Annotated in this window: 15 protein-coding genes; 7 read left to right on the top strand and 8 right to left on the bottom strand. The window is 46.2% G+C overall.

Annotated features, from left to right (window positions below; all coding sequences use genetic code 11):
• Together QUB66_RS14015 and QUB66_RS14010 are read right to left on the bottom strand one after the other, a co-directional pair.
• The coding region (locus QUB66_RS14015; RefSeq protein WP_332971243.1) for a HAMP domain-containing protein at window positions 1–629 on the bottom strand (629 nt) is incomplete at its 3' end.
• Window positions 630–921: 292 nt separating this feature from the next.
• A complete protein-coding gene (locus QUB66_RS14010) occupies window positions 922–2,994 on the bottom strand; it encodes an FAD-dependent oxidoreductase (protein WP_332969120.1) in 2,073 nt (690 codons plus the stop codon).
• Window positions 2,995–3,154: 160 nt separating this feature from the next.
• Between QUB66_RS14010 and QUB66_RS14005 the strand changes: the two genes are divergently transcribed.
• From QUB66_RS14005 to QUB66_RS13995, 3 genes are all read left to right on the top strand, one after another.
• Entirely contained in the window at window positions 3,155–3,667 is a 513-nt protein-coding gene (locus tag QUB66_RS14005) for a hypothetical protein (RefSeq protein WP_332969073.1), read from the top strand.
• Window positions 3,668–3,942: 275 nt separating this feature from the next.
• Complete coding sequence (locus QUB66_RS14000) at window positions 3,943–4,704, top strand: HpcH/HpaI aldolase family protein (protein WP_332969072.1); 762 nt, start codon at window positions 3,943–3,945, stop codon at window positions 4,702–4,704.
• Window positions 4,705–4,957: 253 nt separating this feature from the next.
• The gene (locus QUB66_RS13995; protein WP_265236746.1) at window positions 4,958–5,626 is read left to right on the top strand and encodes a 2OG-Fe dioxygenase family protein; all 669 of its coding nucleotides are present in this window, start codon (window positions 4,958–4,960) and stop codon (window positions 5,624–5,626) included.
• Window positions 5,627–5,849: 223 nt separating this feature from the next.
• Here QUB66_RS13995 and QUB66_RS13990 read toward each other — a convergent pair whose 3' ends face one another.
• The 3 genes from QUB66_RS13990 to QUB66_RS13980 form a co-directional block, all read right to left on the bottom strand.
• Complete coding sequence (locus QUB66_RS13990) at window positions 5,850–6,773, bottom strand: Uma2 family endonuclease (RefSeq protein WP_332969071.1); 924 nt, start codon at window positions 6,771–6,773, stop codon at window positions 5,850–5,852.
• Window positions 6,774–6,962: 189 nt separating this feature from the next.
• Window positions 6,963–7,283, bottom strand: coding sequence for a nucleotidyltransferase domain-containing protein (locus tag QUB66_RS13985; protein ID WP_332969070.1), 321 nt, complete (start codon window positions 7,281–7,283; stop codon window positions 6,963–6,965).
• Between the two features lie 115 nt (window positions 7,284–7,398).
• On the bottom strand, window positions 7,399–8,766 hold the full coding sequence (locus QUB66_RS13980) for an aldehyde dehydrogenase (protein WP_332969069.1): 1,368 nt from the start codon (window positions 8,764–8,766) through the stop codon (window positions 7,399–7,401).
• Between the two features lie 42 nt (window positions 8,767–8,808).
• On the opposite strand from QUB66_RS13980, the gene QUB66_RS13975 reads away from it, so the two are divergent.
• Window positions 8,809–9,798 (top strand): glycine betaine ABC transporter substrate-binding protein, encoded by a 990-nt coding sequence (locus QUB66_RS13975; protein WP_332969068.1) that lies wholly within the window; start codon window positions 8,809–8,811, stop codon window positions 9,796–9,798.
• A gap of 96 nt (window positions 9,799–9,894) precedes the next feature.
• Here the strand turns inward: QUB66_RS13975 and QUB66_RS13970 are convergent, their stop codons facing one another.
• Genes QUB66_RS13970 through QUB66_RS13960 form a run of 3 tightly spaced genes read right to left on the bottom strand, consistent with a single transcriptional unit; the run spans window position 9,895 to window position 12,745 of the window.
• Window positions 9,895–10,122, bottom strand: coding sequence for a DUF4926 domain-containing protein (locus QUB66_RS13970; protein ID WP_265233067.1), 228 nt, complete (start codon window positions 10,120–10,122; stop codon window positions 9,895–9,897).
• A 16-nt stretch (window positions 10,123–10,138) separates the two neighbouring features.
• Window positions 10,139–10,456: a DUF6883 domain-containing protein gene (locus QUB66_RS13965; RefSeq protein WP_332969067.1), complete on the bottom strand. Its 318-nt coding sequence runs from the start codon at window positions 10,454–10,456 to the stop codon at window positions 10,139–10,141.
• 15 nt (window positions 10,457–10,471) lie between these two features.
• Window positions 10,472–12,745 (bottom strand): RelA/SpoT family protein, encoded by a 2,274-nt coding sequence (locus QUB66_RS13960; RefSeq protein ID WP_332969066.1) that lies wholly within the window; start codon window positions 12,743–12,745, stop codon window positions 10,472–10,474.
• Between the two features lie 453 nt (window positions 12,746–13,198).
• On the opposite strand from QUB66_RS13960, the gene patD reads away from it, so the two are divergent.
• The 3 genes from patD to QUB66_RS13945 form a co-directional block, all read left to right on the top strand.
• The gene (gene patD / locus QUB66_RS13955; protein WP_265233070.1) at window positions 13,199–13,639 is read left to right on the top strand and encodes a heterocyst frequency control protein PatD; all 441 of its coding nucleotides are present in this window, start codon (window positions 13,199–13,201) and stop codon (window positions 13,637–13,639) included.
• A gap of 4 nt (window positions 13,640–13,643) precedes the next feature.
• The gene (locus tag QUB66_RS13950; protein WP_265233071.1) at window positions 13,644–14,228 is read left to right on the top strand and encodes a TFIIB-type zinc ribbon-containing protein; all 585 of its coding nucleotides are present in this window, start codon (window positions 13,644–13,646) and stop codon (window positions 14,226–14,228) included.
• A gap of 427 nt (window positions 14,229–14,655) precedes the next feature.
• The coding region (locus tag QUB66_RS13945) for an ABC transporter ATP-binding protein (RefSeq protein WP_332971242.1) at window positions 14,656–15,625 on the top strand (970 nt) is incomplete at its 3' end.

The following is a 15,625-nucleotide window of genomic DNA, read 5'->3' as shown; positions in this document are numbered from 1 at the left end:
ACTTCGGCAATGTTGCGGACTTGGGCTGTTAAATTCCCGGCCATTGAGTTAACAGAATCTGTTAAATCTTTCCAGGTTCCTGCTACTCCTTCCACTTCTGCTTGTACGCCTAATTGGCCTTCGGTTCCTACTTCTCTAGCAACTCTGGTTACTTCTGAGGCGAAGGAACTCAATTGGTCTACCATTGTGTTGACAATTTTGGCTGTTTGGAGGAATTCTCCTTTGAGTGGTCTGTCTTCTATTTCTAGGGGGATGGTTTGCGATAAATCTCCTTTTGCTACGGCCCGAATTACTCTGGCGGTTTCTGAGGTTGGTTGCACTAAATCTGTAATTAGGGTATTGACAGAATTGACGCTAGCTGCCCAGGAACCTTCAACGTTGCCGATGGTGGCGCGCTGGGCGATTTTGCCTTCTTTCCCGACAACTGTGCCGATGCGATCGAGTTCGGCGGCCATTCTCTGATTGAGTTCGATAATATCGTTAAGTTCGTCAGCAATTTTCCCGGCTAGACCGGTCTGGTCTATGGGCATCCTCACTGAAAAGTCCCCTTTTTTGACAGCTACTAAGGTTCTGAGTAACTGTTTGGCATAAACATTATTGGGATTGGCTGTGAGCTGTGCAGTTGACATGACCGTTACCTTTGACGAGTTTGAAGGGGAAGGGGGGAATATTTTTGGGGATTATTGATATGATCCGACTAAAGCAGTGTCTGATTGCTTCTATCGAAAGATGGATGACAAATTGCTGTTGGTCAAATATTCACTTATTGGTTATTTTATACTGTTAACAGGATCTTCTTGGTAAGGAGTTAATTCTGGGGTGTCAGGAACAGGCCCGAAAGCCTGTTCCACCCTGTTCCACAAAGAGTGAATTTTATTGTGCGGCGGGGAGGATGTCCGCCCTACAGATTACCAACTGCGATTATTTCCAATTTTGCCACGAACCATTGAAGATAGAAGTACCTGGAAAGGCGATCGGATTCTTGTCTTGTTGCAACCGCAACTGTAACGCCTCCAAATTCGGCTCGCGGGAGGGTAATTCATCCACCAATTCATAGGGAACAATCCCATTTTCTAGGGAAAAAGCAGCGGTAACTCCCGCCGCAGCGCCGGCAGACCATTCAAAAGAATGCACCCGATAAGCAGCCGCCGCCGTGTGGCTAACAGCAATACTTTTACCCGCCACTAACATATTGTCAATCCTCTGAGGAATCATTGCCCGCAGCGGAATTTGGAACGGATAAGCTTGTCCTTGACCTTTGCGAGTGCCTTCGCGTTCGGTGTTTCCCGGTGCTTCCGGCGGGCTGTTGGTCATGCAGGGGTGAAAGTCGATCGCGTAATGACCGATACCCACACTATCAGGATAAATCCGGGCGCGCGATCGCGATTTAGTCTCCTCAACAGTCTGACTTCCCACAGCCAAAGCCGGCGCGTTCAAACCACCCACAGCCAACCACAAATCTCGGTACTCTTCCTTCGACAAATTCTCGCGGTAAAAATCCGTCTTAAAATCAGTCCGAGACATATCAACTTCCCACACCGTAAAACCTTGAGGCTGAGTCAAAGTCGGCCGTCCAATAATCCGCCGACCTTCCCGCATATAAGGATATTTAGAAAGTCCGTGCACCGTCCCCATCGGCGAATCCAATCCGCTCAACAAACGATTGTTTGGATAAGGTTTTTTCACTCCATTACCTAATTGTGAGTCAGTAGTTCCTGCTACCAACCAGTAGAAATATCCTTGAGCATTTTCTTCGCCGCGGCGCAAAGTTTCCGTTCGCAAACCACCCATCCATGCGCCCGGTTGCAGTTGACCGTTAGCCTCCAATTGCGCGCGAGAATAAATTAAATTATCCTCAGCAGAACCGGGGCGGTAGTCATTCCCCCAAGTCCAGTTTTGCATGGAAATATCCCCAGGATAAATCGGGAATTTCTTGGGATCGGAAGGGCGCGGCTCATCCGGTCTCATGGTTTTAATTTGGCGATAGCTGAAAACTAGCGGAAAGCTGGCTAATCTCGCCAGTTCGTAACTGTAGTAAGGAGCGTATTGTTGATAAAAAGACGGCTGTTGATGCTGCTGCGGTTCCTTTGTTGCTTGCATCGCAAAGGTGTAGGTAAAACCTTGGGTGCAGTAAGGGTCGCCGGTTGGGCTGGCGGAGGAAGGTTCGAGAGGTGAACGCGGGTCAATTCCGAGGCGGTAGGGAACATCGGCAAGTCCGATTAATTCGCCTGTTTCAGTCGCATCTACCACGAACCAATCTGCACCTCTAGGTTTTGATTTTGACTGGTTGGGTGGTTTGGAAGTGAACCGAATAATAGTTTTGTTAAATCGCGCCGAGTTTTCGTAGCGATAGGCATCTTCGATGGTTTTAGACAGGGTTTCGGTGTTGATGGGCGGGGTGTTGGCGGCTGGTTTGTGTTGAATGGCGATCGCACTTTTAATTTGTTGTCCGCCAACTGCATTCCCCGCCACCGCCGGAGTAATTGCTAATTCTTTAATCACGGTATTCGGAAACCATTTCAGCTTCCCTTTGCCTGTTTGAGCCGCATTTTGCAAAATGTCAGATAGAATTTTGTGGCCGTCGTAGGGCATGAAACAGGAATAGCTAACCCAACAGCCGCCGGGATTTAGCCTCCCGTAATGTTCTTTGATTCGCCGCCGCAATTCTAGGTAGCCGCGGGGGTAAAATAAGAGCGATCGCTGAGTTTCTCTTTCATCAAGTGCGGAAGTTCCCTGGGAGGAAATTTGACCGCCTAACCAGTCAGTAATTTCCGTGATACAAACGGTGCGCCCCGCCAGCAAACCTTCGTAAGCGGTAGCAGCACCTGCAAGCCCGCCGCCTGCTACGAGAATGTCGCAAGTTTCCTCTTTGTCGGGATTGCGCACAGGTGCGGCCAAGGCTGGGGTAATAGCCGAGAGGGAGGCAATTAGACTGAGGGTGAAGGTGAAGAGCGATCGACCTTTGAGCGAAAATAGATACCGTCGCAGTTTCATCGGAGACTGTGGAATTAATTTTGACATCAGCAAAAAACACTCATCGCATTTAAATGTTTATTTTGCACTATACTGGTATTTCGCGGTAGAGTCAGGGCAAACTTTTTTATATAAGAGGCATTAATAGCAGTGACAACTATTGAATAGCCGAATCAACTTTATGCTAAAAATCGTCAAATTTTTTAAGTCATTGATTCCCTTTGAGGATTTAACAATTATCACCAGTTTAACTTTTTTGGAAGTTTTGAACAGGTTGGACGAAGTTGTGACTCCTCCCAAACTTTTTAGAATAACTCTACCCTTCGGCGCGCCACCTGCCAAACCTTATGAAGGAACAATCTCTGGCAATACCTTCAAAATCAGTCGCATCATCACTGGCCGCAATTCATTTTTGCCAATTATCGAAGGATATATCCATTCTCAACCGTTTGGTTGTTCCATCAAAATTAGGATGAGTTTACATAAAATAGTCCTAGCATTTATGATGCTTTGGCTGTGGACAACTGGCAGTATTGGAATGTTTGCTTTATTTGCTTGGTTCGTAGAACCCTCCGTGGGGCCAATATTTTTACTGATATTAGGAATGTTTATTTTTGCCTGGGTTGTGTGCTTGATTCCCTTTAAAATCGAAGCTAAATCAGCTATAAAATTTTTATCTATCCTCTTAACATAAAGATCGGACGTACGGTTGAAACCGCGTCTATACAAACTCTCACCTGCCTCCGCAGGTTGAAGAGTGTAAAATTAAAAACAATCTGGGTTCATCGGCATTAATTCGCGGTAAAAAAACATCAAATTTCCGGCATTACCAGAAAGAATTGGGTTAAAGCCTCTCCCTTGTAGGGAGAAATTAAAAGCAGACTATTCATTACTCCAATCCTCTTCCTGACCGGGAGAGGTCGCCCTCAACTGTCAACTGTCAACTGTCAACTGTCAACTGAATAAACCATGCGTCAAAACCAACTCAAACAAAAAATCAAACAAGGCGAAACAGTCCTCGGTTTATTTATGAACTGCGCCTATCCCGCATTCATCGAAATCTGCGGTCACGCTGGATTTGATTTTGCCGTCATAGACATGGAACACGGCCCCCTGCACCCCCTTGCTGCTGAAGATTTGTGTCGCGCGGCCGACTGCACCGGCATTGCACCAATTGTCCGTGTCCGCAAAAACGATGGGCCACAAATTCAACGAGCTCTCGACATCGGCAGCGCAGGCGTTCAAGTACCGCAAATTGAAAGCAAAATTGATGCCGAAATCGCTGTCAAAAGCGCTAAATACAGTCCTCTGGGCACGCGGGGTCTTTCTTTCGCTACGCGGGCTGGACGTTACACTGCTGCGGGCGTTGATATCACGGACAAACTCAATGAAGAATCCTTGGTTGTGATTCACATCGAAGGTAAAGGTGGCATCGATAACTTAGCAGAAATTGTGACTGTGCCACATATTGATGTGATTTTTTTGGGGCCTTACGATCTGTCACAGTCGATCGGCATTCCGGGCCAAGTCTGCGATCCCCGAGTCATCGACATGATGCAGGAAGCGGTGCAAACCATCCGCAAAGCAGGCAAAGCAGCGGGTACTTTTGCCGAAAACCCCGAAATCGCCAAGCAGTGGATTGATGCTGGCGTTCAGTACGTCGCACTTGGGGCGGATGTTGCCGTCTTCCTGCGGGCCTGTCAGTCGCTAGTGAAAGCGGTGCGGAGTTAAACTGCTAAGTAAATCCACTTAATTAAACGTCAAATACCGATGGCTAAAAAGCTTGCTGTGTATGTCTTCTTCCCTCTTCCTTCTTCCCTCTTCCTTCTTCCCTCTTCCTTCTTCCTTCTTCCTTCTTTACGATATCTTTGCAAATTTTGTAGTGTTTTTTACCACAGGTGCAAAAAACCTGAGCTAGACTAGAAGCATACACCTCCTTAAGGCAAAATTAAGGAGGGGAGCAAGGCTTTAGGGAGAAAAATCTATGAAAACAGTATTAGAATCCATTCAATTGGACTATGCTTTCATGTTTACTTTCAAGAAAGTAAACTCGATTAAGCTCGAAGGTTTCCAGCCATTTTTTAACGATATGCCGATCGATCCTTACATTAAAGGCAAGTATCGTTCCAGAAGATTGTCGCGGTTTGCAGTGAACGGGACTGAGTTAGTTAAGTTACCTCACGGCTACTTGTTCCAAAGCAAAGCATACAATCGGGTGGTGGGTGATATCCGGCGGGAATATGCCGAATTGGACGATCGGCTAATTGCCCTCGATAACTTCAAACAACTGATTTTTGCCTTCTTCGACTCCTGCAAAATTCACCCAGAAGCCGAAATCGGAGTGCATCAAATCAGGACAAGTTGCTCGCCGCACAATTTCGGCAACCCCGCACCGGAAGGCATTCACCAAGACGGTACTGATTTTATCGGGATTTTCTCGGTCGATCGCACTAATATTGTCGGCGGGGAAACGCATTTGTACTTGGCGAAAAAAGAGAAGCCTGTTTTTAATAAAATTCTGCATCCGGGAGAATTGCTGCTAGTAAATGACCACGAATTTTTCCACTTTACTACGCCGATTAAACCGGAATTAGAAGGAGTGGGAACTAGGGATGTCTTTGTGATTACTTCTCCGAGTTTGCTTACCGATTGACGAAACTGGGCGGTTGAAACCGCCTCTACACAAACTCTCGCCCACTCGCCTGCGGGTTGAATAACTGTAGTTGGCGTTGCTGATTTACGGTATGAACGGCTAAATATGCAAATCATAAAAACCATTGTCCACAAAGCTTCTGGATTTTTGTCTAGTTCTTTTTCATACCCTGATTAAGCAACTCCCTTGGTTCGTAGTGCGTAAGTCTTAAAAAAAATCACCATTAACCGTTCAAGAATCGATCGGGATCGATGCCAGATTCCCGCAGTCTTTGCATCAAAGATTCTAAGCGAGTTTCGGCAGTCTCTGCACGCTGTCTTTCCTGCTCTGCAAGCTCTTGTGCCTGCTGGGCTTGTTCTTGTGCCTGCTCTGCACGCTGTCTTTCCTGCTCTGCACGCTCTTGTGCCTGCTGGGCACGCTCTTCGGGAGTAGGAATCCAATTCCCTTCACTATCGTACCAGCGCAACCACAGTCGATCGACTCCCAGATAATCTCCTTGCCACAAACCCAAGCCTAAATCAATCTCAGGCATCCACAGGCGCGAGTCTGAAAGTTCTAATTCTTCATAGCGAGCTCCATCCAATTTAAAAGCTCTCAATCGATTAGTGTAGCGGCTGAAAACAACATAATAAGGAATCCGCAAAACTTGCTCGTAAACCTCCCATTTTCTGAGCGGTTTTTCCTGACTCTGTTCCTGACTTATTTGACCATTATCCACTACGCCTGCGGATGCTGGCGGTACATTTTCCCGATCGTCTCTCAAATCTTCCTTTTCTGTTCCCGGCGAGAGCAATTCTACAATCACAAAAGGATTAACACCCTCTTGCCAAACAACATAACTCAGCCGCATATCGACTTCATCGTACAATCGGGAAACTCCCACAACTCCAAACCAATCCGGGCGCTTGTACCAAAGCGGGTGACGCGAGTCGTAGTAAAGATTCATGTCAGCCCCGCTAAATATTTGGGCAGCGGAATATCTGGAAGGGCGGAAGGTATAGCTGAGCAACTGCGGTTGCAAGCCGTGAAATTCGTCGGGCAAACCAGGTTCCTCCGGATTTTCGCTAGGTAGATCGTACATCGTGGGGAGCGTTTCTTTGGGCGATCGGGGCGGTTCTGTTTGAGGCACGGGATATTTAGGAAACATAAGCATTTTGGGGAATAGTTGATATTATTTTAACTCAATGAACATTAAGCAGGTGGCTGATTTCCCAGCATCTGATTTCGTTAATTTCACAAGGTTTGTAGTGAGGACTTTAGTCCGCATTAAATTCTACGGACTAAAGTCCTCACTACAAACCTTTAGCTTTTGTTAAAAGAGAAATTTGTTCTGATATCAAATCGGTACTCCTTCTCTGCGAACATTTAGAAAGAAAGGACTTTTTTCTTGCTGAAAACGTGCTGCGGAGGCGAAAGTCCGAGAAATTACTACAGTACGATCTAAGCACAAAGCGGCAACAAATTCACTGGTGCGAGCGATTTCTTTGCCCCCACTAACAGGCTCGTTCAAAACAACCAAAATATCAATATCAGAATCTGGTTTTGCGTCTCCTCTGGCTTGGGAACCGTAGAGAATTAACTGCACAAGTCTGTCGCCGTACAAATCATTAAAGTAGTGACGCAGTTCTGCTAAAATTTCTGGTAAATTCTCGTTCATATTGTCAGTGTATTAAGTTCAATGTTAGACAATACTATGATAATCTGGGCGGGATGACAGGGCCATCTTATTTTTATTTAGATGTTGCTTAAGCCCGCCCTAAAAGTGCGATCGCTCAACCGATAATTTTCTTAATCAAATCCAACTTACCTAGATAGGGAGCATAGCGCCATTTTAAGTCAAGTAAAAATGACTTTTGCAGCACACTTTTTTGATGTGAAAAAGTGTCAAAACTGGCTTTTCCGTGATAGCTGCCGGTGCCGCTGTCGCCAACTCCGCCAAAAGGTAAAGTTGTGACTCCGACTTGCATAACCGTGTCGTTGATGCAAACTCCGCCGGAAGAAGTTTCCCGCAAAACTCGCTTTTGTTTATCTTTATCTTTTGAAAACAAATACAAAGCTAGGGGTTTGGGGCGGGCGTTGATTTGGGCGATCGCCTCTCCGAGCTCATCATACTCCAAAACGGGCAAAATCGGCCCAAAAATCTCATCCTGCATCACTGGCGAATCCCAGGAAACCTTGTCGATTACCGTCGGCGCAATATATTTATCTTCGGCGTTGGTTTGGCCGCCCGCGACAATTTCGCCGTCTTTGATAAACTCTGTCAAACGTCCTAAATGATGCTGATTGATAATTCGGGAATAGTCGGGACTTTGCTGTGGATCGTCGCCATAAAATTCGTGAAGTGCTGCTTTAATTGCTTGCATTAAAGCGGGTTTAACTTTTTTATCAACTAATAGGTAATCTGGGGCGATACAAGTTTGACCAGCATTGATGAATTTCCCCCACGCAATCCGTTTAGCCGTGTATTCAACTTGAATATCTGAGTCTACAATGCAAGGACTTTTGCCGCCTAATTCTAATGTGACAGGTGTCAGGTGTTTGGCTGCGGCTGCCATGACTATTTTACCGATTTTTGTGCCTCCGGTAAAGAAGATGTGGTCGAATTTTTCGGCTAATAATTGTTTGCTGGTTTCGACTCCTCCTTCGATGGCTGCGATGTAGGCGGGATCGAAGGTTTTGGAAATCATATCCGCGACAACTTCGGAGGTGTGCGAGGCGATTTCTGAGGGTTTGAGGATGGCGCAGTTGCCGGCGGCGATCGCCCCGACCAAAGGTGATATCATGAGCTGAAATGGGTAATTCCAGGGCCCGATGATTAAAACTACGCCCAGAGGTTCAGGGTAAATGCGGGCTGATGCGGGGAATTGATCGATCGATGTCGGCACTTTTTTGGGCTTTGCCCACGATTTCACGTTTTTGATCGCATAATTAACTTCTGCGATCGATGCAATTTCAAAATAAGCCTCATACTCCGGCCTGTTCAAATCAGCCTTGACAGCATCGACAATCCGTGATTGATTGGAGACGATCGCACTTTTGAGATGCTTGAGTTGTTCGATCCGAAAATCCACATCTTTAGTTTTCCCAGTCGCAAAAAATTGTCGCTGCTGGCGGATAATATCGCTGACACTCAATAGCATATTTTCTCCTGAATCTATATATATAAATGTTACAATAAAAAAATGAAAATATCAAAAAGCCATTTTTTATCTTCCTGCTTATCATTACTTTGCTTGTTTGCAGTCACAAGCTGCAATTCTAGTTCTCAAAAACAAATTGTTATTTGCTCCAAAGACTTTACAGAACAAGTCATCCTAGCAGAAATTTTAGCTATTCACATCGAAGCCAAAACAGATATCAAAGTAGAACGCAAACTCAACCTCGGAGGCTCGCTTTGCCATCAATCCCTAGCAACGGGTAAAATCGATCTGTACGTCGAATACACCGGGACTGCTTACGCCAACCTGCTCAAACAGAAACCGATTTCTGACCCCAAAAAAGTCGTCGATTACACGGATACTGCTGACGCCAACCTGCTCAAACAGAAACCGATTTCTGTTCCCCAAAAAGTCCTCGATTACCTCAAACAAGAGTATCCCAAACAGTTTAAGGCAGAATGGATGCAACCGCTGGGATTTAATAACGGTTTTGCGATTATCGTGCGGGGAGATGATGCTAAGAAACTCAATTTACAAACTCTCTCGCAACTTGGAAAAGCTGCACCTAAACTGCGGGCTGCTTTCGGGCCAGAGTTCAAAGAGAGAGAAGATGGATTTCCCGGATTAGCTAAAACTTACGGGATTAAGTTTGCCGAAGAACCGAAGGAGTTGCTGTTAGGATTGCTTTATCAAGCGCTGAAACAAAAAGAAGTAGATGTGATTGCCGGCAATACGACGGATGGTTTGATTCAAAGTTTGGGTTTAGTAGTCCTGAAAGATGATAAGAACTATTTCCCGCCCTACGAAGCTGTTCCGGTTGTGCGATCGCAAATTTTGGAGAAATACCCAGAATTGCGTCCAGTGCTCGCAGAGTTGGGCGGCAAAATCTCCGAGGAAGATATGCGAAAACTCAACTATCAAGTTGATGGAAAACAGGAGGATGCCGCCCAAGTGGCGCGGCAGTTTTTGCAGCAAAAGTTGGGCGAGTCAAAGCCTGCGACTCCGGCGAAATAAGGGGAGGAATTATGCAAAAAGTGGTTTGACACGCTACGTATGGTAAGGTATGCAGCGCACACACACACACACAAATACTTCTCGCGGATGTCGGCGTTAGCTTAATTTGCCAAGCTGCAAAACAGGAGCTTTTATTGATTCAATCTGGGACTCGGCAACTTCAACTGTAATTGCTTCGACATTGAAACCCTCTAAACTATAACCGTCTTCTTGACCTTCCGGCATCGGGTAATGCTCAACAATAGTTGCTACAGCACCTTTTTTTAGATTGTAATTGGGGATGTCTTCGCGCAATGCTACTTGTGAAAAAAGTCCAAATTTCATGGCGGATTACCTCTTGTTAATCAGGAACTAATGTAACAAATCTCGTTTCGGATAAAGTGACTATCCAAACGGTTTTGACTTGTAAAGTTCTACCGTTTGGCCCTGTTAAACTACCTCGAATCATGTACTTTTGACCGTATTTTGTGTTTTCCATTGGCTCCGCTTCCAATGAAAGTATCTGGACTCTCAAATCTCGCTCAAACTGCTGCCAGTTTTCTAGATTGTAACCACCCCGAGCGAGAAACTGAGATTTGTCATCTTTAGGAAGCCGGATCAATAAATAGTTCGTCAGCTTTTCTGAAGGAATCACGGAGTTAAGGCTAAGTTGTGCCATGCGGTGAATTTTCTCTTAAGTTCCTTCGCTCAGCCTCCGCAAATTTAAAATATCGCTCATATTTTTAATCTGCATACAAGTCCGCTCAAACTGTTCTTTATCCTGGATATCCATGCACAAGTCAATTAATGCCGGCAATCCAGGATATGTTTTGACTTGGGCGCTGCGGACGTTCACTTTGTTGTCCTTCAAATGCGATAATACATCATTGAGAACTCCGACTCGATCTAGGGCTTCAACTTGAATGTTAACCGGATAAGTATTGGGGCGAGATTCATTGCGGTTGCTGGAATTCCAACTCACGGGAACTAACTTGTCTCCAGGCACATTCTCAACATTTGAACAGCCTTGGCGATGAATCGAAATTCCGCGCAGGCGAGTCACAACTCCAATAATTGCTTCTCCGGGAATTGGACAACAACAGCCTGCTATATGGTAGAGCAATCCTTCTACACCTGCGATCGGCGATTTGCTCGGAGATGAACTCGGTACGGGTTTCGGTGCAGTCGATGCCGGTATTAGCTGCGGCAATTCGTGGGTTCCTCCCGGTGCGGCTTCTATTTTTTGCTGCACTTTTACTAAATCTCGCAGGCGATTTACTACGAGGTTTAGGGTGACTTCGCCGTAGCCCAAACCTGCGATTAAGTCTTCGACGCTGTGGTAGTTGCAGCGGTGAGCTACTGATTGCATGGGCTCGGATTTTAGCAAGGATTCTAAGCCGTTTTTGCCTAATTCTTTTTCGAGCAATTCCCGCCCGCGAGCGAGGTTTTCATCTCGGTGCGATCGCTTTAACCACTGCCGAATTCGGTTTTTTGCTCCGTTTGTCTTGACAAAATTCAGCCAGTCTGAGCTGGGATGGCCGTTTTTTTGGTTCAAGATTTCTACAATGTCGCCATTCTTTAAAACCTTGTCTAGTGTCACCATTCGCCCGTTGACTCTGGCGCCGGTGCAGTGATTGCCAATTTCTGTGTGAATGCGGTAAGCAAAATCTACGGGTGTTGATCCGCTGTTGAGTGCAATCACGTCTCCGTTAGGAGTGAAAACATAGATATCTTCGTCGAATAAGTTGTCTTTAATGCTTTGTAAATATTCGCGATCGTCTTTGAGATCGGTTTGCCATTCTAGGAGTTGTCGCAGCCAGGTAAATTTTTCGTCGTCACCGGTGACTGTGGTGTTGGAACCGCCGGTTTCTTTGTATTTCCAGTGGGCGGCGATGCCGTATTCGGCAATGTGGTGCATTGCTACGGTGCGAATTTGTACTTCGATGGGGCGGCCGCTGGTGCCGATGACTCCGGTGTGCAAAGATTGATAGCGGTTGGCTTTTGGTAAACCGATATAATCTTTGAAGCGGCCGGGAATTGGACGGAATGAATCGTGGACGATCGCCAAAGCCCGATAACAGTCATCATTAGTTTCTACTATGATCCGCACCGCAGCCATATCGTACACTTGGTTGAACCCTTTTTGGCGGCGCTGCATCTTCCCATAAATCCCGTACAAATGTTTGGGACGGCCGCTGACTTCATAGCATTTAATGCCTAAACTGTCAAGTCTTTCTCGCAAACTATCTGTGACTTCTGCGAGTTGAGTTTCTCGATCGGCTCGCTTGACTGCCACCAAGTCCTGAATTTCGCGGTAAGCTTCCGGTTCCAGGTATTTAAACGCTAAATCTTCCAATTCCCACTTAAAACGTCCGATACCCAAACGGTTCGCCAGGGGAGCAAAAATATCTCGGGTTTCTAGGGCAATGGTGCGCTGCTTTTCTTCGGACAAATGCTCCAAAGTCCTCATGTTGTGCAGTCTGTCTGCTAGTTTGACTACAATCACGCGAATATCTTTAGCCATTGCTAGAAACATTCGGCGGAAATTTTCGGCAAGGCGCTCTGTTTTGCTGGAAAAATTAAACTTAGAAAGCTTGGTGACACCTTCGACTAATTGTCGTACTTCCGCGCCGAACCGCTGTTCTATTTCTTCGAGAGTAATATCTGTATCTTCCACGATGTCATGGAGGAAACCGGCGGCAATCATCACGCTGTTGCCGCCCATATACCGGAGTATTCCAGCTACAGCTACGGGATGGCAAATATAAGGTTCTCCAGATTTGCGGTACTGTCCTTCGTGCAAGTCTCGGGCAAATTCAAAGGCTCGACAAATTAAGCTGTTGCTAGTCGGACAACTGGATTTGGGGTCTACTTCTACGGGCGATCGAGAATTCAGGCATTCTTGCAGCCAATCGGGAACTACAGCAGGATCGATCGAAGGAGAGGGAGTTAGAGTGTTCGCGTTCATGGGGTACACCTTTAAAACTTAGAAATACAAATGGTTAAAAGCTGGTTTTTGCTTGAATTGCCAAAATTATGTGTTTAGTTATACTAAACTAATTGAATGCCACAATTTGCAATCCCAAAAAATAGTCGATTTTTTTGTTAACTATATCTATCTAATGGGGATCTGCCCCCCGTCGCAGGTAGGAAAATATATTGACTCCACTGCCGCCACTGCGATCGGTCGATCGGGTAAAATAAGGATATTTTGGCGGTAGCAGTGGACGTAGCGGGCGATCGGCATTCACGGCCAACGCTAAACTAAAAGCAGAAGCCAGAGCGATCGAGTCAGGGCTGCCAGTGATGAAATTTTCTCAGAAAACCGGGAATTGCTGCAAAAATGCACGGCTTCCCTTAATATGAGCAAAGCTTAAGCAAGAATCTACTTTGATTATAAAGAAAAATTTGTTTACAAAACATGATATTGTCCGAAGACCGCCGCCAGTGCTACCAAGAATTACAGCAAGCACTCGAACAGCTACAAAGAACTGCTGCACAAGATAATCTCGATCGAGCAGCGCTGGCGATCGAATACAGAAAAGTGCAACAATTTTTCGGGAACCAAATTATGAGAGCCCCCAGCGGCGAGTTAGACACCTCAGACACACCCCCAGAGCAGTCCTATTTGACGGAAATTCACAAGCAACTGCGGTTATTGGGGACAGATGTCACGTTTTTGCAAGCTGCGAAGCAGCCAGCGACAGCAGAGGCGAGGCAAAGTGCAGCTAATTCGCGAATCAACACGCTAATTGGCTACTGCGGTGCGGTGCTGCAAAAAAATTCTGGTGCTGAGCGGGCCCGTCCAGATGCAGAATTAATAACTGAATTAACAGGGAATAAAGAAGGCAAGGAGAAATAAAGCGGTGGAATGTCCAAAATGTAAACATCCCAACTTAGAAGGAGGCACCTTAGCCGGCAGTATGTCGGTGCAGTGGTGTCCCAACTGTTACGGTATCTGGATTCCAGGCAGAGAATACGAAGCTTGGCAGAAAGAGCAGAGCCAGTGGTACAACAAATCCGAGAAACCTGAGGCGACAGGGACTCTCGGCATAGAATTCACGCCATCTCCCTACGACAGCAAAGCAGCACTGTGTCCCGAAGACGGTCACTATTTGTCGCGGGCGAAAGTTCCGTTTAGCAGAGTGCCCTTTTACATAGAGCGCTGTATGCTGTGCGGGGGAATTTGGTGCGACAACGGCGAGTGGGACATTCTCGAAAGTCTAGGATTCCATACCGAGATTGACAAGATGTTTTCTCCCAACTGGCAAGCAAAGGCCCGCGTGCAAGAGCTCGCCTCTCGCGAGCGTCAAGTGCTGACGGAGAAGCTGGGGCCAGATATCGCCGGATATGTGTTGGAACTTGCGGAAGTTTTAGCAGATCATCCCCACGCTGATTGTGCGGCAACTTATATACTGCGGAGAGCTGAGTTGAAGCGAAGGGAAATTTAGTCAGTTGACAGTTGACAGTTGTCAGTTGACAGTTGACAGTTGACGGTTGACTGTTAACGGTTGACTGTTCACTGTTGTTAGTAAGCGGTTGGTCGGTTAAGCTGTTGCGCATTTAAACTGGAAATTCTGGACGCTGCTCAGAGCAACGTCCCACAAGAGTTTTATTGATTTTTGACATACAATTTAAGTGCAGAACAGCTTAATGATGTAGTGATAAAATCTTTGTTTGTAGCAATTTATATTGGTATTTAAAAACAGCATATCGGTCTCTTGCCAATAACTAATAAGTCCTGAAGAATACTAATAGCTAACAACTAACCGTCAGTATATTGACAAATAACAAATAACAAATAATAACTGTCAACAGTTAACAGTTAACAGTCAACAGTTAACTGTTGACAGACAACAGACTAAGGACTAATGACTAATGACTAATGACTATTCTTTGTTTTCCGTTGAAAATTTGCGAGTAGCTTATCCTCAGCGGCGGGGCCAATCCGGTTGGGCGGTTGACGGCGTTTCCCTGACGCTGGAAGCAGGGGAAAAACTGGGATTGGTTGGGGAGTCTGGCTGCGGTAAGTCAACTTTGGGAAGGGCGGCGATGCGGTTGTTGCCGGATTCGACGCTGATTGAGGGGCGGGTTGGTTTTGCGGGTGAGTCGGTGTTTGAGATGAATGCTTCGCGGCTGAGACGGTTTCGGGGCGAAGCTGTGGGGTTGATTTTTCAAGATCCGATGACTCGTCTCGATCCTTTGATGACTGTGGGAGAACACTGCATTGAGACTTTGCAAGCTCACATACCGAATTTGGATCGCAAGCAAGCGAAGAAACGGGCGATCGAGATTTTGGAAGCTGTGAAAATTCCCGCCTCTCGCTGGTCACAATTTCCCCACGAATTTAGCGGCGGGATGCGCCAAAGAGTGGCGATTGCTTTGGCTCTTTTGCTCGATCCGAAATTAATTGTGGCGGATGAACCGACGACGAGTTTGGATGTAACTGTCGCCGCCCAGATTTTGCAGGAATTAACGAGACTCTGCGCGGAACGGGGAACGGCTATTTTGCTGATTTCTCACGATTTGGCGATGGTGGCTGAGTATTGCGATCGCATTGCGGTGATGTACGGCGGTAAAGTCGTGGAAACTGGGCCGGTGCTGGATGTGTTTGAACGCCCGCAACACGAATATACTCGATCGCTCCTCAAAGCAGCTTTGCACATTCAGAAGGAAGAAGGAAGAGGGCAGAAGGAAGAAGGAAGAGGGCAGAAGGAAGAAGGAAGAGGGGAACGAGAAAATTATCAGGTTCAATCGCAGTCAAATTCGCCTCTGTTGACAGTGACGAATTTGCAGCAGCACTACAGTTTAGAAAGCAATTTATTAGACCAATTATTTTCGAGGAATC

It is taken from the genome of Microcoleus sp. A2-C3, from assembly GCF_036706065.1.
GTDB lineage: Bacteria > Cyanobacteriota > Cyanobacteriia > Cyanobacteriales > Microcoleaceae > Microcoleus.
The sequence above is the reverse complement of the archived record's forward strand: the minus strand, read 5'-3'. Positions and strand labels throughout refer to the sequence as shown.